The sequence below is a fragment of the Achromobacter sp. 1014246743 genome (assembly GCF_059760725.1).
Genome location: NZ_JCBANA010000007.1, coordinates 81,285 through 106,075, shown reverse-complemented (window position 1 = coordinate 106,075; position 24,791 = coordinate 81,285). Strand labels below are relative to the sequence as shown.

Annotated in this window: 21 protein-coding genes and 1 tRNA gene; 7 read left to right on the top strand and 15 right to left on the bottom strand. The window is 57.5% G+C overall.

Annotated elements, in window-relative coordinates:
* Positions 1 to 583: 583 nt before the first annotated feature.
* Positions 584 to 1,696 (top strand): DNA-methyltransferase, encoded by a 1,113-nt coding sequence (locus AC6LJ2_RS05195; RefSeq protein ID WP_498150955.1) that lies wholly within the window; start codon positions 584 to 586, stop codon positions 1,694 to 1,696.
* An 11-nt stretch (positions 1,697 to 1,707) separates the two neighbouring features.
* Here the strand turns inward: AC6LJ2_RS05195 and AC6LJ2_RS05190 are convergent, their stop codons facing one another.
* The 10 genes from AC6LJ2_RS05190 to AC6LJ2_RS05145 form a co-directional block, all read right to left on the bottom strand.
* The gene (locus tag AC6LJ2_RS05190) at positions 1,708 to 2,337 is read right to left on the bottom strand and encodes a hypothetical protein (protein WP_125470267.1); all 630 of its coding nucleotides are present in this window, start codon (positions 2,335 to 2,337) and stop codon (positions 1,708 to 1,710) included.
* Positions 2,338 to 2,477: 140 nt separating this feature from the next.
* Complete coding sequence (locus AC6LJ2_RS05185) at positions 2,478 to 4,565, bottom strand: AAA family ATPase (RefSeq protein ID WP_498150954.1); 2,088 nt, start codon at positions 4,563 to 4,565, stop codon at positions 2,478 to 2,480.
* Between the two features lie 1,020 nt (positions 4,566 to 5,585).
* Positions 5,586 to 6,638, bottom strand: a complete 1,053-nt coding sequence (locus tag AC6LJ2_RS05180) for a TrbL/VirB6 family protein (RefSeq protein WP_498150953.1) — start codon at positions 6,636 to 6,638, stop codon at positions 5,586 to 5,588.
* 1 nt (position 6,639) lies between these two features.
* Positions 6,640 to 6,900: an EexN family lipoprotein gene (locus tag AC6LJ2_RS05175; protein WP_183004342.1), complete on the bottom strand. Its 261-nt coding sequence runs from the start codon at positions 6,898 to 6,900 to the stop codon at positions 6,640 to 6,642.
* Positions 6,897 to 7,343 (bottom strand): hypothetical protein, encoded by a 447-nt coding sequence (locus tag AC6LJ2_RS05170; protein WP_498150952.1) that lies wholly within the window; start codon positions 7,341 to 7,343, stop codon positions 6,897 to 6,899. The genes AC6LJ2_RS05175 and AC6LJ2_RS05170 overlap by 4 nt, the downstream gene beginning before the upstream one ends.
* A gap of 10 nt (positions 7,344 to 7,353) precedes the next feature.
* A complete protein-coding gene (gene virB5, locus AC6LJ2_RS05165; RefSeq protein WP_498150951.1) occupies positions 7,354 to 8,079 on the bottom strand; it encodes a P-type DNA transfer protein VirB5 in 726 nt (241 codons plus the stop codon).
* Positions 8,080 to 8,442: 363 nt separating this feature from the next.
* Entirely contained in the window at positions 8,443 to 8,700 is a 258-nt protein-coding gene (locus tag AC6LJ2_RS05160; RefSeq protein ID WP_498150950.1) for a hypothetical protein, read from the bottom strand.
* A 27-nt stretch (positions 8,701 to 8,727) separates the two neighbouring features.
* Positions 8,728 to 9,723: a relaxase/mobilization nuclease domain-containing protein gene (locus AC6LJ2_RS05155; protein WP_498150949.1), complete on the bottom strand. Its 996-nt coding sequence runs from the start codon at positions 9,721 to 9,723 to the stop codon at positions 8,728 to 8,730.
* Positions 9,720 to 10,262 carry a hypothetical protein gene (locus AC6LJ2_RS05150; RefSeq protein ID WP_498150948.1) on the bottom strand — a complete coding sequence of 181 codons (543 nt, stop codon included), beginning with the start codon at positions 10,260 to 10,262 and terminating at the stop codon, positions 9,720 to 9,722. Before AC6LJ2_RS05150 ends, AC6LJ2_RS05155 begins: the two co-directional genes overlap by 4 nt.
* Positions 10,259 to 11,266, bottom strand: a complete 1,008-nt coding sequence (locus AC6LJ2_RS05145; RefSeq protein WP_498150947.1) for a hypothetical protein — start codon at positions 11,264 to 11,266, stop codon at positions 10,259 to 10,261. Before AC6LJ2_RS05145 ends, AC6LJ2_RS05150 begins: the two co-directional genes overlap by 4 nt.
* A gap of 686 nt (positions 11,267 to 11,952) precedes the next feature.
* On the opposite strand from AC6LJ2_RS05145, the gene AC6LJ2_RS05140 reads away from it, so the two are divergent.
* Positions 11,953 to 12,654, top strand: a complete 702-nt coding sequence (locus AC6LJ2_RS05140; protein WP_498150946.1) for a metallophosphoesterase — start codon at positions 11,953 to 11,955, stop codon at positions 12,652 to 12,654.
* Positions 12,655 to 13,333: 679 nt separating this feature from the next.
* Here AC6LJ2_RS05140 and AC6LJ2_RS05135 read toward each other — a convergent pair.
* The 4 genes from AC6LJ2_RS05135 to AC6LJ2_RS05120 all read right to left on the bottom strand — a co-directional run bounded on the left by AC6LJ2_RS05135 (position 13,334) and on the right by AC6LJ2_RS05120 (position 16,958).
* Positions 13,334 to 13,960 (bottom strand): SEN1982 family lipoprotein, encoded by a 627-nt coding sequence (locus AC6LJ2_RS05135; RefSeq protein ID WP_498150945.1) that lies wholly within the window; start codon positions 13,958 to 13,960, stop codon positions 13,334 to 13,336.
* A 61-nt stretch (positions 13,961 to 14,021) separates the two neighbouring features.
* Positions 14,022 to 15,152, bottom strand: a complete 1,131-nt coding sequence (locus AC6LJ2_RS05130) for a site-specific integrase (protein ID WP_498150944.1) — start codon at positions 15,150 to 15,152, stop codon at positions 14,022 to 14,024.
* A 135-nt stretch (positions 15,153 to 15,287) separates the two neighbouring features.
* Positions 15,288 to 15,372, bottom strand: a tRNA-Leu gene (locus AC6LJ2_RS05125).
* Positions 15,373 to 15,566: 194 nt separating this feature from the next.
* On the bottom strand, positions 15,567 to 16,958 hold the full coding sequence (locus AC6LJ2_RS05120; RefSeq protein WP_445657632.1) for a nucleobase:cation symporter-2 family protein: 1,392 nt from the start codon (positions 16,956 to 16,958) through the stop codon (positions 15,567 to 15,569).
* 169 nt (positions 16,959 to 17,127) lie between these two features.
* Here AC6LJ2_RS05120 and AC6LJ2_RS05115 point away from each other — a divergent pair, with 169 nt between their 5' ends.
* The 5 genes from AC6LJ2_RS05115 (at position 17,128) to AC6LJ2_RS05095 (ending at position 22,603) form a co-directional block, all read left to right on the top strand.
* Entirely contained in the window at positions 17,128 to 18,528 is a 1,401-nt protein-coding gene (locus AC6LJ2_RS05115) for a DKNYY domain-containing protein (RefSeq protein ID WP_498150943.1), read from the top strand.
* 122 nt (positions 18,529 to 18,650) lie between these two features.
* Positions 18,651 to 20,549 (top strand): molecular chaperone HtpG, encoded by a 1,899-nt coding sequence (htpG, locus tag AC6LJ2_RS05110; protein WP_445657630.1) that lies wholly within the window; start codon positions 18,651 to 18,653, stop codon positions 20,547 to 20,549.
* Between the two features lie 18 nt (positions 20,550 to 20,567).
* Positions 20,568 to 20,837, top strand: a complete 270-nt coding sequence (locus AC6LJ2_RS05105) for a hypothetical protein (RefSeq protein WP_498150942.1) — start codon at positions 20,568 to 20,570, stop codon at positions 20,835 to 20,837.
* A 118-nt stretch (positions 20,838 to 20,955) separates the two neighbouring features.
* Entirely contained in the window at positions 20,956 to 21,213 is a 258-nt protein-coding gene (locus tag AC6LJ2_RS05100; protein ID WP_498150941.1) for a type II toxin-antitoxin system Y4mF family antitoxin, read from the top strand.
* 193 nt (positions 21,214 to 21,406) lie between these two features.
* Positions 21,407 to 22,603 (top strand): MFS transporter, encoded by a 1,197-nt coding sequence (locus AC6LJ2_RS05095; RefSeq protein WP_263909311.1) that lies wholly within the window; start codon positions 21,407 to 21,409, stop codon positions 22,601 to 22,603.
* A gap of 4 nt (positions 22,604 to 22,607) precedes the next feature.
* Here the strand turns inward: AC6LJ2_RS05095 and AC6LJ2_RS05090 are convergent, their stop codons facing one another.
* On the bottom strand, positions 22,608 to 24,776 hold the full coding sequence (locus AC6LJ2_RS05090) for a TonB-dependent receptor (protein ID WP_498150940.1): 2,169 nt from the start codon (positions 24,774 to 24,776) through the stop codon (positions 22,608 to 22,610).
* Positions 24,777 to 24,791 lie beyond the last annotated feature (15 nt).

Below are 24,791 nucleotides of genomic sequence, written 5' to 3'. Positions count from 1 at the left end.
AGCTACATGCAGGAAGGCAAAGTCCACCCGTGAGGCGCCAAGTTTGCCGAATTTCCGGCCGCCTGAATTGGGCCGGGTGACAAATAGCGCGCGCTTTTTACAGCGTGCGGTGATACGCACGCACTGGAACTTCGATTGGTGAGGGCGATGGATCGAATCAGGTGAACCGACCGAATGGTCTCGATGAGTTCGTGACGCGAGTGTGCGCGCAACGAGATCGCCGTATCCAGCTGTCGGGATACAGAACGTGGCAATCACGGGGAATATTCTTGATGGTGCCCGGGGCCGGAATCGAACCGGCACGCCTTGCGGCGGGGGATTTTGAGTCGGTGATTTACAGTGTTTCCACAGGGAAATGCGGCGAATCCTAGCGTAGGTTGAAATAGGTAAAACCAGTTTCAAATCAGTAGGTTAGAGTATTTTATCTGAGTTGGTGAAAACTGGTCACTGTACCTGTACTGTACCGTACTGGAGTAGCAGATATGTACCAATTCTGAAAATCGAGCTACGCTGAGCGGATTGACGTCCAGACGTCAAAATGATACAATTTGGGCATCAACCTCGTCCAGATAGAAGTGCCTCTATGTCGTTCGCTCCCGGAGTAATCAGAGATTCAATAGTTCAGTATCTGTCCGTCGCAGGTGGCGATGCATCCACTGACGAAATCACTGATGCTGTCAGGCGAGCTATTGGGGATGTTCCCCCCTCTTCCGTGCGATCCTATCTTAGTATCAACACACCAAATGTATTTGAGCGAACTGGTCGTGGTAGATATCAACTCAAAGATGCAGAAACTGTCTATCAGCGTAAAGTTGATAAGAAATCAATCCGCATCGGACGCGCTAACCTGATTCAAGATGATTGCTTTGAGTGGCTTGCTAACCAAGAGCCAGCCTCAATTCATGCAATCGTTACCGACCCACCATATGGTCTCGTTGAGTATACAAGCAAAGAAACAGCAAAGTTGCGTGCTGGAAAAGGGGGGGTATGGCGAATTCCCCCATCATTTGATGGTCACCAACGGGCTCCGCTTCCGCGTTTTACTACGCTCACCGATGATGATCGCGAATCACTTTTAACGTTTTTCAAGCGCTTTGGCGTTTTGGTTTCACGAGTGGTAGTTCCTGGGGCAAATATCGTAATCGCCTCAAATCCGCTATTAGCTCACATCGTTGCGGAAGGTATGGGGCACGCGGGTTTAGAGTTGCGTGGCTACATAGCCCGCCAAGTTATGACAATGAGGGGAGGGGACCGCCCTAAAAACGCTCATGTCGAATTTGCTGACGTTTCCGTGATGCCGAGATCGCAATGGGAGCCATGGGTGGTTCTCAGAGCGCCGTTAGATGGAAGAGTTCAAGATAATCTGCGTCGCTGGGGAACCGGGGGTTTTAGGCGACCTTCGGAGGAGCGGCCGTTTGGGGATTTGATCCGATCGCACCCCACACCGGCGTCGGAAAAGAAAATCGCCCCACATCCCTCTTTAAAACCTCAAGCGTTTATGAGGCAAATCGTACGTGCTGTATTGCCGTTAGGTAAAGGAACGATACTCGACCCATTCATGGGAGCCGGCTCAACGCTCGCAGCAGCGAATGCTGTTGGTTACGATAGCTGTGGCGTGGAGCTGGATAACGAGTTTTACGAATTGGCCACACGCGCGGTGCCTGCGTTGTCCAGCTTAACAGTCAGAAATGATTAGTGTGCTGAGATCTAATTGGCGGCGTCCCCGGCAGACATGTTTTTATCTCTATATATCCAGCCGGCTCGTAATTTTGCAATTCCATCTTTATGAAGGGTTGCCGTTCGTGTACCCAGCTCTCCTCGGGCATTCTTACGGAAATCGGCTTCGTCAACGTGAGCTAGATATACCTCTGTAAAGCGCATTGGCGCTCGTGCAGAGGCCGGCTCTGTCTCATTATCCACAACATAGACAAAAACGCACATGTATTGAGCACGTGCTCCATGGGTGTCGACTGCGCCTCCCTGTTTCCGTGTTGACTTTATTTCGACGCCATGGCTCCCGGATGCTGTGCTGTCGTTGGCATACATTCCGCGAACAATCAGATCGGGATGTCCGTTAAAGTGTGTATTCTCAACGAGAGAGCGAGAAAACTTTGCCAGCGATGCTGTAACCATGTCTGAAATTAGGCCAGACATCGCAGCAGGTCTCATCATGTCATCGAGACGATGCAGTCCCTTGTTTGACAGCAGAGTATTTACGTCAAAGAAAAAATCGTAGATATCTTGCATTGCATGCGAAAAATCGCTGATACGTAATTCATAGGGAAGAGATGGATCAGGATTAAACGCAGATTGAACAATTTGAGATTTTTTGGTCATGTTCTGATTGGATTGCATAATAGTTGAGCGAAATCTTCGAGGGTCGCGCGCCCGGCAGATTCGCCCTCACAAGCTACCTAATATAATATAAGGCGAGAAATGCAAGGAAAGAGGTTGCCCTCACTACTCCGATAGGTTTTCTACGCAGGCAAAAGCCGTGTGCACTCGTCAATAACATATTCTGGGATGCTCTCGAATTTATGAGGATTTAGCTGCATTACGTATTCATTCTCGATATGATAGGACTCGTTGATGAATTTTCTAATTACGTCGTCATCATGGTCAGGCCGAAATATTCTGAATAGTTGAATTTTTTCATATCCAACATTTGTTGCGTGAAACTTTGCTTTAATCGTTTCTGGGCTGTTGACTTCTTTAACCAGATCATCGTAGTCGAACCCATCAATGTGAGCTTGGATCTTTGCTTCGGCCTCCGCTTTCTCATCAGGAGTCATTTCGCGATTAACAGTCGCCGATTTGATCGTCGGTTTATCCCTGCCTTTAAAGAGACTAGCAAGCAGGTTGTACTCTATATCCATGCTGTCTAGTAGTTCAAAGTGCCGCCTAAGATAAATTGCTTTGACGAGCCTGTCGTTCAATACATTTATATTGTCTCTGCAAATTCTGGCAAATGTTTGAAGATCCTCCTTGAGGATTGGGACCTCTTTTATTTCACCCTGGCGTGAGGATAGAAAGGTCGCCGAGGGCTTCGTTCCCTGGAAAGCGGTGGTACTTTTAATCACGTCGATGGCGGGTTCGATATCGTGAGTCAGCATTAAAGTTGTTGTGCCTTTCAGATTGGCTTTTCCCGTGAAAAGCTGATGTAGGATCGCAAATTTCTTATTTTTATCGAAAGAAGAGATGGGGTCGTCCAGAACTACTAGATCCGGCTTTTCGCTAAGTACGTGGTGCATAAACAGCACCAAAGAAAAAGCGTTCTTCTCGCCGTAACTCAAATGCTGGGATGCTGTTTCGATGTGATTCGGCAGGTCTCGGTGTATTAGTTTCATTTTGTATGAATCTAACTCCGAGACAATCTCTACGGAATATTTGTATCCAGCGGACTTTAGAAATCCATTTATGCTCGCCTGGTTGTCGTTGATGGTTTTCTGAATCTTTGCTTTTTGGCGATTTATTCTTCCCTTTAAATGACCAACTTGCTCGATAAGAGAATCTAGTTGTTCATTTATTGGGTTGACTACCTTTCTCGTTTCTTCTGAGTCAAGCTTCTCTATTAAATTGAAATCAATTTTCAAAGGTGGGAGGCGATCATCTATTTGGTCAACGTCCCTGAGCGAGAAAAAGGAAATAGTATGCAATGCTTCTAGTTGTTCTATCAAAGCATCTAAATTCGACTTCAATCCGGTCAGGAAGCTCAGTTCTAGCGCCGTTAGTTCTATCTTTGATGTGGTAATGCCCTGAAGACTCTCACGGCACTTTTCACTAAAATATTTCCCGAGTCGATTAATGACAGTATTGAGCGCATTCAGATGACCCACTGCGACGGCGTCGTATTCCTTTTCTACAGCCATTGCTGTATCTTTCTTTCCAGCCTCTATTAGAGAGGATGCGCAATAAGGGCAATTGTCTCCAAGCTGCAAAAATTCATTCCCTTTTACCTGCCAGGTAATCCACTTTGCGGGTTCCTGGCTTTTGATATACGACTCAAAAGGTTGAAGGAAATCTGGAATATTCTCAATTTTATTACCAGAGCCAAATGCCTTGTGAATTTTGCTGCTTTTTGGTATCGCTCCGGTGCGCGATATTTTTCCAAAAGCGTCCCTAAGCTCGGTCAGGTCGCTAATTAGCAACTCTATATCTTTGTTGTCAGAAAAAGCCTTTCTAACGCCGGACAAAAGCGCGTCGATTTCTGCGATATCACTTAGATATTCAGGCGTTCTAATGAATATTTCAAAGCTATTTTTTACGACTTCGTCCTTTTGAAATACGAATTGGCGGACGTAATTGTCATCGAATACCAATGCGCTCTTAAAGGCTTCAATACCTTCAACCGATGGTCGTTCGCCGTCTTCCCTGTCTCGACTTTTGAACGGTATGAGGTCGTTTAAAGACCCGTCGCCCCTAATTTGGCTAACAATTGCCTTGGCCATGGTGCTTTTGCCTAACCCATTGGGGCCGTACTTTATGTTTAAGGCGTTGTGGACGAGATTTATAGTAGCAAGGTCAATGCTATTGCAGTGTGCAATTTTTAAAGTAGTCACGGCCATCGTTTCTCCAATAAGTATCAAAGCAGCATTTGTACGCGCAACTAAGGGAATTATTTTTAATCGTCATACGATTTCCGGCGACAGCCTATCCTGCACTAGTCTCAACCACCTCAAGTTTCTTCGTCATGACTAAGCATTTAGGTGCGCTAAGGCATCACACCGCGTCACAAACTCGTTGAGGTCGATTTCTCCATTGATGAAGCGCTGAGCGAGAATCCCTCCAAGCTGACAGATGCGCATGCGTAATCAACGGCCACTTCACGCCGACCACGCTCGACATCGGATAACGTTTTGCTTAGCCCTGTTTCATGCGTACCGTTCTCAGCCATGGTTGCCTCCCGTGCTTTAGGTAACGCTATATTACAAGATGTGGGATCTTTTTGTGGCTTTGAGGCAAGGCCGACAGAAAAGACCTTGCGCAGAAATTGTCTTGTTTTTCTGCCAATCAATAGATTTCCCCGATTGACGGCTATCTCGGGTATTTGCGAACGAGGCCACTTCCCAAAGAGGCTTTGCCTCTCTGGACTCTCCACCCTCGCCGGCGGGAGCCTCGGGGGCAGGGGTTACGGGCCGACGGCCCTGAACACCTCCCCCGGGCGCAGCGTGTTGTCACTCCTGCCGCGTCAAGGGGCCGTATCCTCGCCCATAGGGCTGCGGGCCGCACCAACCCCTTGACCCGTCATCCGTGCTATCAAAAGCCGGTATGAGGTCGAAGCTGGTGATTCTCTGGCTGGAAGAGGTGTCAAGGGCGGGACCGGAGGCCGCAGCCCGAAGCAAGGCGTAGGGAACGGGTGAGGATGCCGGGCGTAGCCTTCACCCTTGACGCGTCTGAGGCCATGCAGCCTGTCGGCAGGGGGTAGGAACAAGGCAAGGCCGCCGGGCCTGCCCCCGCAGCCAGTCCGGCAAGAACGGACGCGGGATGCAACCGAAGGGGTTGCCCAAGCGAAGCGCGGAGTATGCGCGGCGATAAATGAAAAGGCCTTGCTGATGGCAAGGCCTATGCGGATGCCAACACGCACGTCACCTGCCGTTGACTGAACCACCGGTTGCCGGTCCCCAGTGCTTGCCCATGTTCTGCAAGACGTGTTGACGATAGGCCGGGTTCCACATGGTGTTGCCTGCAATCATGTGGTTACTGCGGCCCGCAGTGACCATCATGCCAGACTGCATATCGCGACGCGTTGTCTTGGGATTTACCACATTACCCATGCCCTGTGCCATGCTTCTGAGCGTAACGGCTTCAAAGGCGAGACCCCCCGCTAGTTGAGCACCCAAGCCGCTCGTCTTCCTATGAGCAAAGAAGATTAGAGCTGCCAGCATGATGATATAGAAGAAAGAATTTATAGGAATATCTGTATTTGTCCCAATCAACTTGTCGTAGAGTGTTTTGAATAGACCCATTCCTACTGACACGACAACCATGGAAATGGCAATCTCCAATATGTATGTCATTACCTGTTGAAACCACTTGTCGAACCATTTTGCGGTGATCGGGAACATCAATGCAGCAATAAAAACTGGGCCAATTCCGAGCATCACACCTAAAAACATTTTCGCCAAAATAATCGTACCTGCGGCCGGCAGGTGAACTAAAAATACTGCGACGGACATTAATAGCGCGTTCACGGTATCCCAGGCCATATGGCCAATTTCGTAAAACTCCCGTTTCGCAACCTTGCCGAGCATGTCATAGGCGACATTTAGCCCTTTGTCGGCTGAGTTGTCGAGCACTTGATAGATATTCATAGCCTGAGCGTTGGACGTAGACATGATGTCGGCCAGACCCGTTTCCAGTCCCTGAATGGCAGACACAATGGTCGCCGTATAGGAGTCTGCCGTCATACAAAATGTCGCGATGATGATGATCTTCACGCATTGCTTGAGGAACGTCCGGAACGGAGCCTCCACTGCCCCCATGCTGATCGCGTAACCGGTCATGGTGATATACAGGGTGACTCCCGTTAGCATCAACATCTGAAATCCGAAAATCACATTAGATGCTGTTCCCGAAATAAAGGAGTTCAGCATGGAATCCAGACTGTCACCTACCCATTGAAAAAGCGCAAATTTCATACTATTGGCCTCCCTTCAATGGATTAATAGGCGAAAGGTCGAAATAGCCACGCTTATCGACGGCTAGGTGGTTCTCTGCTGTCTTGGCATTGATGCAATTGGCGGAGGCGGCGAGCTCGCCTGGATTAGCTTCGCATTTCGCGATCATTGCCTTGCGTTCGGGGTCATGCGCCTTGTACCAATCGACAGTTTGAACCGGGGTGTTATCACTGCAAGCTGCGAGTGTGAGAACGACAAGGAAAGGGAAGATGGTGTTTTTCATTTGTGCGCCTCACGTGTGTTGATGATGTTGAGTGCGTGGGCCACCTCGGCGGCCTCAATAATGCGTAGCGCTGCAAGGGTTCGCACGACGCTTTCGCGCATGCCACCCCATGTTGGGTCCGTGAAGCGATTTGGCGCGTTTGTCCAAATGACGCCGAAGCAGCCAACGCTCGTAACCGCCGATAGCAGGATATTCATCCATGCCGGCAAGGGTTCGTCGTCAAGGGGTGGGAGCGTGAATCCCCACAATCCCATAGCTGCGTAGTAGGCCGTGAACGCAGCCATGAGGAATGCAATGGCATCTAGGGTTCTCATCAGCGGAGCACGCCGTATAAGCTCTCGGTAATACTCGGGACTTAAGCGGCGAGCACAAGCCCAAAAACGATAGATGGGAAAGCAAAGTAATACGACCACGACCAGTGTTATTGCGTAGAACGGTGCCATGATTTCCTCCTTAGCGAGCAAGCGGGTTGAAGACTTGAAGGGTGGGGTAGTCCCGTTGATCAACAATCTTTGCGTTGATCTCCTTCTGCCGTTGTTGCTGTAGGCGGTCTTCGGCTGCCGCGACCATTTGGTACATCTGTAGCTTGGTCTGCTCGTTCTGAATCATGGCTTGCTCGGCGGCGATGCGGCCTTGCAGTTCAGCGATAGCCTTCGGGTCCTGGGTCTGGTTGATTTGCCGCATCAACTGGTCGATTTGGCTGAGGCGGTTCTTCGCCGCGTCGTAGGCGTCTAGCGCGAAGGCTTTGTCTTGCGCACCTTTGACGGCTTGGGCTTCGCAGTTCGTGCGCTGCTCTGTCAGGGCAAAGCCGGTGCATGCGTCATACACCTGGTTGTCGTTGTAGATGGACTCAGCGCGCCCGCTCAGGCCGGCATAGCCACTTGATTTGACGGAATCGTAGACGCCTTGCCAGTCTTGCGGCAGGTAGTCCCGCAGTTGCGGGTTGTTGAACAGTTCGCCCATACCGCGTGCGCCGGTGACCGCAGCGTATTGTTTTTTCATCTGGTCGATCTGGCTGACCATCTGGTCGTACTGCATCTTCCACTTCGCCATCGTTTCGATCTGGTTTTCCACGCTCTTGGCGATGGAAGCGCCATCCGTCACGGGGATTTGCGCGAAGGCAGCCGATGACGCGGCAATGCCGACGGCCAGAATGCAAGATGCTAATAATTTCTTCATGTTCGCCACTCCATTTAGTAGGGTTGATGGCGAACGCTGGGCCGTCTTTCCAGCCGGTCATTGGGAGCTTATTTAAGGCTCTTGCCCGGCACACATGTTCAGTGTTCTTGGGGCTTTCAAAGACACGTCTCTACCGTGTTGTCATCCCCTGCTTTTCCGGGGAAGTCATCCTCAACTTTTCCGAGGCAGTCAGCACACTACTCTTCGGTGCGGTCACGCGGCCTATCTCCCCGCGTCAGGCCCTTCTTTTCGGGCCGGCACCCGGTACGCCGAAGCGTTCTTGGGGCGGTTGCAGCGTTCGTATTAGTTAAAAGTACAACCGAAGTTGATTGTACTTACGGTTAATGCAAAGTAGCTTCCCGACTACGGCCACCACATCCTGCGGTCAATGATGATGCGGTCTGACAGGTACGAGATATTCGCCAATTCCGCCAGTGCCATTTCTACTGTTCGGAATCGGAACGGCCGGCCTTTGTCATCCATGACGGGATACTCTGTAGTGCCGTTCTGTACGGCCAAGGCAAAGCCCTTCCAGTAGTGCGCATACAGGATGACCTGCACGTCACCAGTGCGCGCTGGATCATCGCAGTAGTCTTGCAGGGCGTCGTAGCGTAAAGCCATCTTTATGGTCCTTCTTGCGCAATCAAGTTAACGGCTCAGGTCGTCTTTGCCTGAACGGTGGGTCTTATCCAGTCGTTGGGCGTCCTTGGTCGCTTCGGTGTTGCTCTGGCTATGCTGTGGAGCCTGTAGCTTCCTGTCCTGCGTGGGATCAAGGAACCGGACAATTTTCAGGGCAAGCGATTTGTCCTTGTCGTCACCAGCGGCCAAGGCTTTTGCTATGTGCCCGTAGCCATTCCTGATGGCGCGTGAAACGCCGGAACACCTGCGCTGTTCCCGCTCGGTCGCTTTGGTGCTCTTGCCACGCTTGGCGGCATGTCGCGTCGCCTGCTTGACGGTAACGCGCGTGTGTGACCGTGCCCTGCGCGGTGTGGCGTTGGCCTCGATGCCTTGTTCACGCAGCGCTTCGGCGAAGCGTTCTCTCCATCGTTGCAGGTCGGCTTTTCTCGGATTGAGCCGGCTGCCGTCGAGGCCCAGCGCCTTGACGCAAAGGTGGCCGTGGGGATGCGCTTCATCGTCATGAATGGCGAAGACATACGCATGGTTGTCGCCGAACTCTGCTTTCGCGAATGCACGGATGGCATCATTGACTGCGCGCCGGTGGGTGCCAGGGGGCATAGACAGCACGATATTGAACGTTTCGCGGCGCGAGCCGTTGTCAGGCAAGCCATACTGACCGCTTTTCCATTCGTCGCGCACGTCCTGCACCGCCTCACGGCCAAGGATGATTTCGCCGTCTTCGTTCTCCAGTTCTACCAGGCCGTTGCGCGATATGTAGTCGAGGTGCGCTTTGACCTGCGCGATGCATTTGCCGCCGCCGGAGATCTTCACCATGACTTCGGGCGCTTTGCGGGTGGTCAGCATCAACTTGTCCCGAACGCGAGCGCTACCGGTCAACAGTAGCGGCTTGGACGGCGGCGACGTGCGTGACCGCGTCACTGTGCGCTTTGTCCCTTGGCTGGTGACGGGCTTGGTATAGATGCGTTCGCCCCAGTCTTTCAGAATCCCATCAATGACTCGACTCATTCCAACCTCCAGCGGTCAATGTTGGCGCGCATGATGTCTGCCACCCGCGCGGTATGGGCTTTGATGTGACGGGTCAGTGTGTCGATACGCTTGGCAGTGACTACCGTCTCCAGCGTACGTCCTGCGTTCATGTGCCGGGCGATCTGGTTGAGGTTGCGGCCGATGGCAAGCAGCCTCGAATTCGATTCGCCCAGCGTCCGCAGCTCTGACATGCCGAACTGCGGTTCGCCGCTGAGATTGGCGCGTATCAGGTGAATGACCCAGCGATTGGCTGACATGCCCTGCTGGAAGGCCAATGTCTCGATGCGTGCATATTCCGTTTCGGTCAGGCGGACTTCCATGCGGCGGCGTGAGGTGTCCGGTTGCTCATACGCTGACGGCTTGGCCGAATCGTGAGCGGATATGCCGTTGAGCAGCCGCACGATGACCTGTCGCAGTGCATCGCTGGGGTTAGTGTCTTGGCCGGCGCAGAACGCCTGCCAACGCTGCTTTAGATCGCCATTTAGTCGAACACTGAGGGTGGCCTTGTCGTTTTTCATTTCGGCATCCTCGTGTGCATGCCCAACTGGGCCTTGAGGTTTTGAATCTGGGCTTGAGTTTCAGCCTTACTGAGCTGCACCGAATCTGATGCGCGCGACGCATCATGGGTCGCTGTCAGATGTTCCCTTCTTGTTGCGACCAGGATGCCTGCGGCCGGCACGAAGCCACCCTTGCGGTGATTGTTAAGGAGTCCTTTGAAATACGCGACCTTTGATTTTTGGATGGTCCCGGGTTTCTTGATCGCCCCTTCCAGTTCGTCAAGTAACGCCTGCGCATCCGCTAATGGGACGTCGGTCAGCAGGTTTTGGATCGACATCTTTTCAGCGGTAACGAGCGCTCTAGGGTAATGCAGGCCGTCGTCGCCTCTCGTAGTAGTAGGGTTATAGATAAGGTTAGTGTTAGTAGTAGTGTTACCCGGGCCTCTGTCCATAGCCTCGGGATAGCCTATCCCTAGCGTATGCCCTTCATTAAGTGATTGATTTCTATGGAGGTCCTTTGCACATGCCGAAATGGGCATCCGACCGTCGTCGGGTTCTGCATAGGGTGTCGATAGCCTATATGGACCGTATGCGAGGGCTTTCGCTACCGTTTTGCGCAGGGGATCACCGACAGGCAGGCGATTGATAAAGTCACTCACGTATGCGTCACGCCAGCCATGAGGTAGTGCCTCAATCTGTTCGAGTGTTTTTGTCCTAAGTGTCGTTGCCACTGCCATCTTGGCTGAGTGATGATCCCACCAATCTTTGACCCAGATGTAATTCGCCTGAGGATCAAAATCCAAGATGCCGGCATCGATGAGACGACGCATCACTGGCATCAGTTGTGATTCGGGGTCCCAACCCATTTCCGAAGCTGCAATCCGAATGACGACTTCATACGCGCCGATGACATTGCTGAATGGCGAAGTCAGAAAGTAGAGCAGCGCATATCTGTCTTCTTCTGTAAAGCCTGACATGCGAGTGGAGCGCCATATCTGGTCGCTGACGGTTCTTTGTCGACTCATGCTCGTGGCCCTTTCGTCGATGTCGCTGCAGGCATAGTTTCGTCGTCTGTAGGTTGCTCCAGGCTCAGTGCTTCCGTGACCTGCAAGGTCCGGAAATAGAGGCGGCGGCCGACCCTCAGCATCGCGGGTTTCATCCTGCGCGAAAATTCAGTGTCTGCATAAAGCGCCACGCGGACGCCATCGGGAGATCGGCCTAGCAATGTGGCAACATCAACGATGCTCATTAACGGCCCAAACCGTCCCAACAAGTATTCTCCAGTAGTCATTCATATGCCTCACAAGTTCACAGTAGGTAATACGAGTCTTTACTTTGGGAGCATAAATGTCAACCTAAAAACGTACTTAAGTGTTTGATTCTAAAGGCCAAAATTGGGTATCTGCGAAAGCCAAAATTGGGCATCGTCAAATGCCAAGATAGGCCATATTGGATTTTCAAGAATGCTCGACTCGCATCAAATAAATTTGGAAATCAACGACTTAGAAACAGGCCTCGGAATGGCTACTTTTCAGCGCCGGAATCGTGTTTGCGTGTGAAAAATTTTGTGGAAAATTTCCAACGGCGAAAAATCCGTCGCACGTTGAACAGGACCTTTGGTTGATTGTGGCTAGATCATCGTTTTGGCTTCATGCAGCCCTAAAGTCCAAGTATCATGAGAGATATGCAGGACGAGTCGCTATGGAGTTGCATGGAAATTAGGAATGACGTCGGTAATGTCCGAGTCCAGCGCTTTCGCTTGAATACTGATGGTCGTGATTTCGCCGTGGGTGACATTCACGGTCATTTTGGCCGGCTCGATACCGCGCTCGCCGCCGTCAAGTTCGCACCCGAAAAGGACAGATTGTTTTCCGTGGGTGATTTGGTGGACAGGGGGCCTGAATCCCCAGACGTACTGAAATGGTTGGAACGCCCATGGTTTCATGCGATCTGTGGGAATCATGACCTGATGACGTTGCGACGGGCAATGGGCAATCCGATTCCGGACTTCGATCACCGTGCCCACGGCGGCGAATGGTTAGATGCGTGTGTGAGCGATATTCGCGGGCGCATTGCGGCTCGTTTGAGTGCGTTGCCGCTGGCTATCGAGGTGGAAACGCCGCTTGGCTTGATTGGAATGGTTCACGCCGACTTCCCCTATGACGATTGGAACGCCATTCATGGCGCTGGTTTCAGCCAAGAAGATGAAAATGCCTGCCTGTGGTCAATAGACCGTTATCGAGCGCAGTACGCCCAACCAGTTCGCAACGTACGCGCGGTGGTTCATGGGCATATGACCCTGCGCAAGCCCATGAAACTCGGCAATGTCTATTACATTGATACCGGGGGATGGCAGGATGCTGGTCGCTTTACGTTGCTGGATCTGCATACGTTGAAACTGCCATCACGGTAATTAGATTTTTTCCATTGCCGACGTTTCGTACGTCTAAAAATGACTAGTCCGGTGATAAATGTACAAAAGCCCCGTGACAGAATCACAGGGCTTCGGTACTCTAATTCTTGCAGATACCTGCTAGGAACCAGACGTAGCAATCTCATCCTAGCAAGGCTGGCTAGCATTGTCACTACCAGCTTAAAACCATTCAACGACATTAAACCCATATCTGCACCCTTGATGCTCAGGTCTCGCCCCGGACTCCGGCAGGATAAACAGGCGAATGGTGGAAACCTAACCAGTTCGGGAAAGAAACTGGCTCTACCCCGTCTCGCTGTACGATAACAAGCACCTGATAAAGTGAGTATCAAGGCGGCATTTGCGATGTAGTCGATTGCGCTGTCTGGCGCTACATCCACAAAATATGAATGTTCCGAATGGCCTGATGCGGGTCACTCCGTTCCTCGTTTCTTGGTGTACCCACCACGGGGGCATTAGGTTGGCTATGCCATTATTTTGAGATTTGGGTAGGCCCGGCCCAATGAAAAATCCATGTATCGAGTAGCCGCGTCGCAGGATGCGAGAGTATGACAGGCACCATCCGGGCATGTCGGGCCACTGATGCAATATTCCATAAGCAAAAAGCCCTTCACGCATTAGTGAAAGGCCTTTCGTTTTGGCGCTGATTCAGCGCTGTTTATCCGCGCTTGAACAGGCGTTCGTGCATCCACCCATCGTTGGTCAGGATGACAGCCGCTTTGCCCTGTATATCTCCCTGAGTCTGTTCCGCAAAATTCTTGTAATTGGCACGCATGCCTTCCGATTTAGCCCAGTCATCTGCACCCTCTACCTTGTAGCGGTAGTTCACCCGCGAGAGCTTTACGCCCATCGTGTCGCTGGGCTCAGTGAAGTTGTCCACTTCCACGATGGTGTACTTACCGGTGCAGAAGGCATCTTGTCCAGCCAGCGTGTTGGCACCATTGGCGACGAGGAATTTCTTGCCGGTGTCAGTGACTTGGTATTCGGTGGCCGGCTCCATCTTGTTGCCGAACATGGCCTTGACTTCGGTGTCTCGCTTCGTCAGCAGCCCGGCATCGACCAGCGCATCGGCGCGCTTCTTGTTCTGACCACCCAGCATGTCTTGATTCGCCAGGGTGAACGGCAAGCCCTTTGCAGGTATCGCAGCGCATAGGCCCTTCTGAGTGTCTAGGTACGCCTGTACGGCCTTGCTGAAGTTGCTCTTGTTGGCGTCCTTGGCGCTGCCGCATGCTGCAAGGGTAAGCGCAAGGCTGCTGATGGCGACGATCTTGATAGCGGTATGCAAAACGAGTTTCCTCCGTAGGTTAAGACAATAAGTTATTCATTATGGCAACGCGGTGGAGCGATTATGCGTTGTTCTCTGCATGGCGGTCGGCTTCAGTTCGGATTTTAGAAGCGGACGGCGCGCTTCGCGCAATGCGGTCCAGCTTCTGCACCAGGTCTTCCGCCCGAAGATGCGTATAGCGTTTGAGCATCTGCATCGACTTGTGGCCGCTGATGGCCGACACCTCCTGATCACTCAAGCCGGCTTCCACGAACCGGCTGACAGCCTCGTGCCGCAGGTCATGAAAGCGGAAGTCTTCAAGGCCCGCTGCTCGCTTGGCATCGGTCCACGCTTTGTCGAACAGGTAGGGGCGTCGTATGCCATCCCGGCCGGGTTCGCCGAAGAACACCAGTTCGGTTTCGGCTGGGCGCACGGGGTTGGCAAGTGCCTCAGTGAACACGCGCGTTGCCTCGGCAGTCAGAGGAACGGTGCGGGGCGAAGAGTTCTTGGTGTGCTCCAGCCGCACGACGCGCCGCTCGATGTCCACTTGCCGAATACGCAGCGTCGCAATCTCGGACAGCCGCATACCGGTCTGGACGGCAATGCGCACGATCCAGCCGAACATCGGGTTCGAGTGCTTATCAACGGCTTGCAGCAGGCGGCTCTGTTCTTCTTGGGTCAACCGTCGGTTGCGGCCCGAGCCGGGAGCCGGGCGGCGAATGTTGGACACCGGATTGAAGGGTAGCCCAATGCCCCATTCCTTGATGGCGACAGTGAACAGGTGGCCCAGCAGCGCTAGTTCCAAGCGTACCGTGTTGTTACTGCGCGGGCGTAGCTTCTTGCCATTCTTGTCCGGGTCGCCAGCCAGGCGAGTGTCACGGAACTGCGCCACGATCTCGGCGTTCAGGGCGGCTAGCGAATACTTGCCAAGATGCCGGATGATGACCTGTGCTTTCTTGTGTTCGCCGATTTGGGTCGAGGCGCGCTTGGTGGGCGTGACTTCCTTGAGGTAGCGGGTCAGCGCTGCTTCGACCGTCATGCGCTCGGCAGGAGCCCGCTGGATGTATACGCCGCGTACCATTTCATCTTCGGTACGGCGCGCCCAGTCTTCGGCGTCCCGCTTGGTGCGGAATGTCTTGGCCGTGGCAGGCCAGCCGGTCTTGCGAATGAGGGCTTTCCAAGTGCCCGAGGAAGTCTTAACAATCGTAGCCATGTGTACTCCGGTATGAGGCTAGCGCCGCATTACTGTACCGAAACTGTACCTGACCAAAATTTTGGGGAAATCCCCCGGTGCGGGGCTTGTACTGCAAAACCTTCTAATCTATTGAAATTTCAGAAGATTTTTAGATGGTGCCCGGGGCCGGAATCGAACCGGCACGCCTTGCGGCGGGGGATTTTGAGTCCCCTGCGTCTACCAATTTCACCACCCGGGCAAGGGGGTCGCGAACGCGTCCGGTGCTACTTGAGGACGGCTGCGGGAGAAGCGAAGACCGCGATTATATGCGGTCTGGAAAAAATTGTCAGGCGATGGGCCGGCGCCTGGCAAGGCATGCAGGCGGGCGGGCCGGCGCGCGGCCCGCAGGACCCTGCGCGACGTCGCGCCGCGCAAGGTCCGGCCTGCTACCGCTCACTTCTTCTCAGGCAGGAACCAGTTCATCACCAGCGCGCAGATGCCGCCCGTGGCCACGCCCGATTCCAGCACGCTTTTGACGGCATGCGGCAGGTGCGACAGGATTTCCGGCACTTGCGACACGCCCAGGCCCAGGGCCAGGGACACGGCGATGATCAGCAGGGCGCGGCGGTCCAGGTGGATGCCGGCCAGGATGTTGATGCCCGATGCGGCCACCGCGCCGAACATGACCATGGCGGCGCCGCCCAGGACGGGTTCGGGCACGGCTTGCAGCACGCCAGCCACCGACGGGAACAGGCCCAGCAGGATCAGCATGCCGGCGATCCACACGCCGACGTGGCGGCTGGCGATGCCGGTCAGCTGGATGACGCCGTTGTTCTGCGCGAAGACCGAGCTGGGGAAGGTGTTGAACACCCCGGCCAGCAGCGAGTTGGCGCCGTTGACCAGCACGCCGCCCTTGATGCGCTGCATCCACAGCGGGCCTTCGACCGGCTGCTTGGACACCTTGCTGGTGGCGGTGACGTCGCCGATGGCTTCCAGGGACGTGACCAGGTAGATGATCAGCATGGGCACGAACAGCGCCCACGAGAAGCCCAGGCCGAAGTGCAGCGGCACGGGAATCTGGAATAGCGCGGCTTCGCGGGCGCCGGTGAAGTCCAGGCGGCCCATGTAGGCCGCGGCGATGTAGCCCACGGCCAGGGCCAGGACCAGGGCGGTGCTGCGGATCCAGACGACCGGCACGCGGTTGAGCAGGATGATGGTGCCCAGCACCAGGCCGGACAGCGTCAGGTTCTCGGCGCTGGCGAAGGTGCCGCTGGCCATGGCGCCGAAGCCGCCGCCCATGCTGATGAGGCCGACCTTGATGAGGGTCAGGCCGATCAGCAGCACGACGATGCCGGTGACCAGCGGGGTGATCAGGCGTTTGACGAAGGGCAGGATGCGGCTGATGCCCATTTCCACGAAGGACCCGGCGATGACGACGCCGAAGATCGCGGCCATGACGGCTTCGACCGGGGTGCCTTGCTTGACCATGACCGAGCCGCCGGCGATCAGCGGGCCGACGAAGTTGAAGCTGGTGCCCTGCACGATGAGCAGGCCGGCGCCCAGGGGGCCGAAGCGCTTGCACTGGACGAACGTGGCGATGCCGGAGATGACCAGCGACATGGACACGATCAGGGTGGTGTCGCGGCTGCTGACGCCCAGGGCCTGGCAGATGAGCAGGCCGGGGGTGACGATGGGCACCAGGATGGCCAGAAGGTGCTGCAAGGCGGCGACGAAAGCGACAGGGGCGGCGGGACGGTCGTCGGGGCCGTAGACCAGGTCGTGGCTGGGCTCGGCGTCGTCGGCGGCGCCGTGGGAGGCAGGTTGGGTCAGGGAGGCGGGTTGCATGGCGGAGGGGCCGGCAAGGTGGGGGGAGGGAAGAAAGTGCGGGATTTTAGCGGGGAAGGCGGCCAGGCGCCCTGGGCGATCGACGACCGGATAATCCGGGGCGGATCGGCTTGATAGAATTTGCGGCCACCCACCCGACCTTCGCACCGGGCCTTTCTGGCCGAAAACCATGCAGAAACGCACGAGATGGATCGCCATCGTTTGCGCCTTGCTGATTGCCGGTTTGCCGATGACCCTGCTGTTTCTGGTGATTGACGGCAATGATGACTTTGCGGCTGTCGACCAGGGCGAGTCCTACCGCAGCAGTATCTATAAGCGGTATCAGGGCGCCATCTATGCGGCCGTGCCCAGCAATGGCTATTACCGGATGGATGCGGCGGACCCGGCGAGTTTCGATGCCTTTGAAACCCGCACGTACGATGGCCGACAGGCGGGGCGCGACAGCCGCCACGTGTATTGCGGCAACCAGATCCTGCCGGAGATGCAACCTGCGTCGGCCAGGTTCCTGGGCAACGGCTATTTCACTGACGGTACGGTCACTTATTTCTGCGCTTTCCATTCCGAGTCGAACGCGGCATTGGGCGGCCTGCGGCAAGTGTGGCAGCAGATATTGTTCAGGGCGGGCCGGGGCGAGAAACCCCAGACCTATCTCTATCCGTTCAAGGCGTTGCCGGCCAGTGCGCAGCCCTACCGGCCGCTGCTCGAGCGCGAGCTGGCGACCGACGGCGCGCGGGTGTTCTACAAAGGCACGGAAATGCCGCAGGCCAACCCGGCGACGTTGCGGCGCATCGCGGCGCGGCAAGAGGGCGAGATGCGGCCCGGCGATCAATTCTTCGCCGACGGCCGTCACGTGTATTTTCGCGAGACGCTGCTGCCGCTGTCGGATGATCCGGGCTTGTATTCGTTCGAGGTGGGTGGCCTGGACCGCCAGCGTTATCTGCACGACCCGCGCGACGGCATGGTGTACGTCGGTGCGCAGGCCTTCGATGCGGCGCGTGCGCCGTACCGGCTGATCAGCGAGAAAGGCGGCCACGTCAATCAGGCCTTGTTTGCCGGCCAGGACGGCATTTACTTCTATAACAGCCAGACCCGGCAGGTCGAGCGTGCCGGCGATGATCCGTTTGCGTCGGGGGCGTTTACCGCGCTGTCGCCGTTTGTATTTTCCGATGGCCGGCAGGTGCTGTTTCTGCGGGGCAAGGAATCCTGGAATCGGTCTCGTAGCGGTGGCGGGCTGATATCGCGGTCGACGCTGATCTACCGGCTGCCGGACACGGCGGGGGGGGCCTGGCAGAAACTCGGCGATGTGTATCACCGCTTCGGCTCGGTCTGGCGCCATGGCGACGCGCTCTATTATTTTGACGAGATGGGTGCGACCCAACTGGTCTTCAGCCCCATTTACCGCATCCTGGACCCTGCCGCCGCCGATTTTCTGCTGCGCTCGCAGCAGACCCTGCAGATCCGGGCGGACGATATTCGCAAGCTGATCCGCGACGGCAAAATGGCCGCGATCGAGGGCGAAGCCATACTGGAAGCCAAGACCCGCTACCGGAAGTCATGGGGCCTGTTCTGATCGGTCTTGAAAAGCTGCCGATGGCCCCCATCACAGTAGGGTTTCCCGGAAACCGCGCGGGCGCTTCGTCCCGGTAACCGGTTTCTTTTGTCCCTAATTTTTTTAGACCTTCACGTAGAACTATGAGCCAAAACGCCGCGTCGTCCCCGTCCGAAACCCTGGGATTCCAGGCCGAGGTGAAGCAACTGCTGCACCTGATGATCCATTCGCTGTACAGCAACAAGGAAATCTTCCTGCGCGAGCTGGTGTCGAACGCATCGGACGCCTGCGACAAGCTGCGCTTCGAAGCCATCGACCAGCCGGCGCTGCTCGAAGGCGACGGTGAGCTGGCCATCACGGTCAGCTACGACAAGGACGCGCGCACGGTCACGATTTCCGACAACGGTATCGGCCTGTCGCGCGAAGAAGCCGTGGCCAACCTGGGCACCATCGCGCGTTCCGGCACGCGTGAATTCTTCTCGCAACTGACCGGCGACAAGCAGAAAGACGCGCAACTGATCGGCCAGTTCGGCGTGGGTTTCTATTCGTCGTTCATCGTGGCGGACAAGGTCACGGTGGTCAGCCGCCGCGCGGGCGCGTCGGACGCCATCCGCTGGGAATCCGACGGCCAGGGCGAATTCACCATCGCCGCCGCCGAAAAGGCCACGCGTGGCACCGACGTGACGCTGCACCTGCGCGCCGACGAAGACGAACTGCTCAACGGCTGGAAGCTGCGCGAGATCCTGCGCCGCTATTCCGACCACATCTCGCTGCCGATCCGCATGGCCAAGGAAGAATGGGACGCGGAAAAGGGCGAGCAGGTCAAGAAAGACGAACTGGAAACGGTGAACCAGGCCAACGCGCTGTGGGCCCGCAGCAAGTCGGACGTTTCGGATGAGCAATACCGCGAGTTCTACAAGACCGTCTCGCACGACTACGACGATCCCCTGGCCTGGACGCACAACCGCGTCGAAGGCCGCAGCGAATACACCCAGCTGCTGTACGTGCCCAGGCACGCGCCGATGGACCTGTGGGACCGCGACGGCCGCCGCGGCGTGAAGCTGTACGTCAAGCGCGTGTTCATCATGGACGACGCCGACCAGCTGCTGCCGTCGTACCTGCGCTTTGTGCGCGGCGTGATCGATTCGGCGGACCTGCCGCTGAACGTGTCGCGCGAAATCCTGCAGGAAAGCCGCGACGTGCGCGCCATTCGCGAAGGGTCGGCCAAGCGCATCCTGTCGCTGCTGGAAGACCTGGCCGAGAACAAGCCGGAAGACTACGCCACGTTCTGGTCGGAATTCGGCCAGGTGCTGAAAGAAGGCGCAGGCGAAGACCACGCCAACCTGGAACGCATCGCCAAGCTGATGCGCTTCGCGTCGACCCACAGCGGCGACCAGGCGCAGACCGTGTCGTTCGCCGACTACGTGGCGCGCATGAAGGAAGGTCAGGACAAGATCTACTACGTCACGGCCGACACCTTCGCCGCAGCCAGCAACAGCCCGCACCTGGAAATCTTCCGCAAGAAGGGCATTGAAGTGCTGCTGCTGTCCGACCGCGTGGACGAGTGGATGCTGTCGTACCTGCGCGAATTCGACGGCAAGTCGCTGGTGTCGGTGGCCAAGGGCGGCCTGGACCTGGCCGAGCTGGCCGACGAGGAAGAAAAGAAGCACCAGGCCGAAGTGGCCGAAGACTTCAAGCCGCTGGTCGAGCGCCTGCAAAAGACGCTGGAAGACCAGGTCAAGGAAGTGCGCGTGACGCTGCGCCTGGTGGATTCGCCGGCGTGCGTGGTGGTGGGCCAGAACGAACTCAGCCCGCACCTGCTGCGCATGCTGAAGGCGGCTGGCCAGGAAGCGCCCAACGTCAAGCCGGTGCTGGAAATCAACCCCGAACACCCGCTGCTGGCGCGCATTCGCGCGGCTGACGACGGCGAGTTCGACCAGTGGGCCCGCCTGCTGCTCGACCAGGCGCTCTTGGCCGAAGGCGCCCAGATCGCCGACCCGGCGGCGTTCGTGAAGCGGTTGAATGCGTTGCTGCTGAAGTAAGCGGCAGTCTCCCCGGAAATGGCGCCCGAGTCCGGGCGCCATTTTTTATTGCTGTGGACGGCATGCGCTTGTTCGGCGCAGATGCGCGGCGAGCAGCTTGAGGTCACGATCACGGGCGAAACCAATTCCCGCGGTGAAAAGGCGGACTATCACAAGGCGGCCTATGAACTGCTGGCTGGCTTGTCGGGCAACGTGCACCCGCATTCGAGCATCCACGTCGCGAACTGCCGGCCCACGGCCTACGGGTATGGGGGCGTGACGCAGGAGTGGCGGTATCAGCACGGGTGAATCGTGGTTCGCGCCTTCGGAGGAGGGTCTGTCGAGAATATTCCCGATCGGGAATTTTTCATGGGTTTCTGCCCCCAAATGGCAATAAAATTACCGAACGGTAATTTTGGAGCAGCCCATGTCGACGCAGTCCCCATCCAGCGATGTTCTTGCCACTATCCGGACTGCTGCCGATTTGGGCGAGCTGGTGAGAAGCATGCGGCGCGAGCAGGGCTTGCTGCAGACGGACCTGGCGGGCTTGGCGGGTACCGGCAATCGCTTCGTCGTGGATCTGGAGCGGGGCAAGCCCACCTTGCAATTGCAGAAGGTGCTGCACGTGCTGGATCTGATGGCCCTGGAGGTGGTGATTCGGCCCAAGCGCGCCGGGCGGCGATAAGCGGGCGGCGCGCGCGACCCCGTCATTCATGACTCCAGGTCAAAAGTGTTTCCCCGTTTAGTCGCTTTTTCCGCAAGGGTATCCCCGGCATACTGGGCGCCTGTCTTCCGATCGGGTTTTCCCTAGGTGCCGGCTGGTGTAGCTGGATCGCCCCTGAACCGTCCGGTCGGCGCAATCCCTCCAAGGAACCCGCATGTCTACCCATGAATCCCCGCCGGTGAAAGCCGGCTTGCCGTTGCTGGCGCTGGCCGTTGGCGCCTTCGGCATCGGCGTGACCGAATTTTCCCCCATGGGCCTGCTGCCCGTGATTGCCGACGGCGTAGGGGTGTCGATTCCCAGCGCCGGCATGCTGATCAGCGCCTACGCCATCGGTGTGATGGTGGGCGCGCCGCTGATGACGCTGGCGTTTTCGCGCTGGTCGCGGCGCAAGGCGCTGATCCTGCTGATGGCGATCTTCACCATTGGCAATATCCTGTCCGCCCTGTCTCCCAATTACACGACGCTGCTGCTCGCGCGTCTGGTCACCAGCCTGAACCACGGCGCGTTCTTCGGCCTGGGGTCGCTGGTGGCGGCCAGCGTGGTGCCGCGGCACAAGCAGGCCAGCGCGGTGGCGACCATGTTCATGGGGCTGACCATCGCCAACGTGGGCGGCGTGCCCGCCGCGACGTGGCTGGGCCAGGTGATTGGTTGGCGCATGTCGTTTGCGGCCACGGCCGGACTGGGCCTGGTCGCGATGTTGTCGCTGTGGTTCGCGCTGCCTTCGGGTGAAGCCGGCCGCCGTCCCAACGTGCGCCACGAACTGGCCGTACTGAAGAGCCCCGTCGTGCTGCTGGCGTTGCTGACCACGGTGCTGGGCGCGGGCGCCATGTTCACGCTGTACACCTACATCGCGCCGACGCTGGCGGACATCACCGGCGCATCGCCCGCTTTCATTACCGGGATGCTGGTGCTGATCGGCCTGGGCTTTACGCTGGGCAACGGCGTGGGCGGCCGCATGGCCGACCGTTCGCTGGACGGCACGCTGATCACGTTCCTGGTGATCGTCATCATCGACCTGCTGGCGTTTCCGTGGATCGGCCAGACGTCGGTCGGCGCGGCGATTTCGCTGCTGATCTTCGGCGTGGCGACGTTTGCGGTGGTGCCGCCGTTGCAGATGGGCGTGATGCGCGCCGCGACCGATGCGCCGGGCCTGGCGTCGTCGGTGAACGTGGGCGCCTTCAACCTGGGTAATGCGGTGGGGGCGGCCGCGGGCGGCGCGGTGATTTCGGCGGGCCTGGGCTATGCCGCCGTGCCGATCGCCGGGGCGGTCATCGCCACGGCCGGCCTGGCCCTGGTGCTGGTGCAGCGCGCCGCCAACCAGCGCCGCAGGCTGGCGGTGCAAGGCTGCTGATCGGTCAGAACTCGAACGTAGCCCCCAGCTCATACGTGCGGCCGGGCGCCAGCAACACCTGGCTGGTCGCACGCCCGCCATAGTAGGCATACAGCCGGTCCGTCAGGTTGCGCACGCGGAAGGTCAAGAGAGCGGGCCGGATGCGGTAGCTGATCGCCGCATCGACCGTGGTGTGGCTGTTGATGCGGATCTGGTTGGCATTGTCGGTGTAGATCTTGCCGGTGTGGTTCAGGCCCACGAAGAGGTTCATCGGCAGGTCGGCCAACCGATAGTTGGCGTACAGGTTGGCGACCCGCTCGGGCACGTTGGGCGGGGTGTTGCCCACGCGTGATGCGCCATCGGCCTCGGTCAGGGAATCGAAGCGCGCGTTCAGCACCGCGACGTTGCCCGACAGCGTGAACTGGGGCGTAACGCGCCAGTCGGCCGACAGTTCCACGCCCCGCGACGATTGGCGGCCGTTGTTGACCGTCAGGCGCGCGTCGTTCTGGTCGCGCGACAGCACGTTTTCCAGCTTGATGTGATAGACCGCCGCGGTCCACTCGACGTTGTCCAGCGTCTGTTTGAAGCCGGCTTCCCATTGTTCGCCCTTGGCCAGCGGATACGAGGCGTTGGCTTGCGACAGCAGGAACAGCGAACCCACCGGAATGGTGGCGTTGGTGTATTGGGCATAGACCGACGACGACGGGGTCAGGTCAAAGACCGTGCCCAGGCGCGCCGAGTTGGCGGAATAGCGGGTGCCGAATTCGCTGCGGCTGCCGACGTTCAGGTCCGTCACGCTGCGATCGACGCGGATGCGGTCGTAGCGGTAGCCGGCCACGACCGTCCAGGGCTCGGCAAGCTTGAGCGAGTCTTCCAGGAAGAACGCCGCGCCGCGTACGTCGGTGGTGAAATCGGTGCGATTGCCGGGGCCGCTCATCAGCGCCGGGTCATCATTGAAGTAGCCGACCGCGGGATTGCGCAGCGACACGCGCAGTGCGTCGGCCGTCGACGCGCTGCGGTTGGAGAAACGCCGTTCGCTGTCCAGGCTGGTCTTGCTGAGCTCGCCGCCCACCACGAATTTATTCGACAGCCCCGCAATCGTGCCGCTGTGGGTGGCGTCGAAGCGGTCGATCAGGTAGCGCTGGTGGTGCGTGATGATGGTCTGGTCGCGGTTGATGAAGCCGGGGGCGCTGTAGGTGGCGGATTCCGAGTTCTTCCACAGGCGGTCGACCTTGTTCATCGCGAATTCGTTGCGCAAGGTCCAGGCGGGCGTGAGCTTATGCGTGACGCGGGCCCGCAGCCAGTAGGCTTCGGCTTCGTTGCGGTCGTTCAGCACGTTGTAGTTGTTGCCGGCCAGGCTGCGGTCCAGCACGCGGCCGTCGGGCGTGCTGACCACGCCGGTCGGGTCGCGGGCAACGCTGCGCGGCACCAGCGGCGTGCCCCAGTAGGCGTGGCCGGTGTCGCGCGAGTAGTCGAACGACAGGTCCAGGCGGGTGGCGGGCGCCACGTCGAAGGCGATGCCCGTGGTCAGGTGGTCCAGCTTGTTGCTGTTGCGGGCTATGGTGCCGACGCGGCTGTCGTTGTGGCTGTAGTCGATGCGGTAGGCGCCGGTCTCGCCGACGTTGTCGCCCAGGCCGATGCCGGTGCGCGTGCTGCCGTAGCTGCCATACGAGAACATGGCTTCGCGGCCGGGGTTGTCGCGGTCGGGGCGCTTGGTCTGGAAGTTGACGATGCCGCCGATGGCGCTGTCGCCCTGCAACACCGACGCGGGGCCTTTCAGGACTTCGATGCGTTCGTAGTTCCAGGTGTCTTCGACCCGGTTGGTCGAACCGGCGCCGGACATGCGCAGGCCATCGTACAGGTACAGGATGTCGGTGAAGCCGCGCGACGAGAGCGTGGTGGGCGAGGACGGCGGGCCGCCGCCGGCCAGGCCGGTGGCGCCGCGCAGCGCATCGCTGAGGGTGCTGGCGCCGCGTTCGCGCAGGGTCTGCTGCGACAGGATTTCGACGGACGCCGGCGTTTCGCGCAGGGTCAGGCCCAGGCGCGACGCGGTGCTGCTGCGCGAATCCAGCCGCAGGCCGTCGGCCTCGCTGGCGGCTTCCACGCGGATGGCGGGCAGCTCGGGTTCCTGTGCCTGGACGCCGGGCACGGCGGCGCACGCCGCGAAGGCGGCGGTGGATACGACTTTCCTCATGACTCTTTCCCGTTG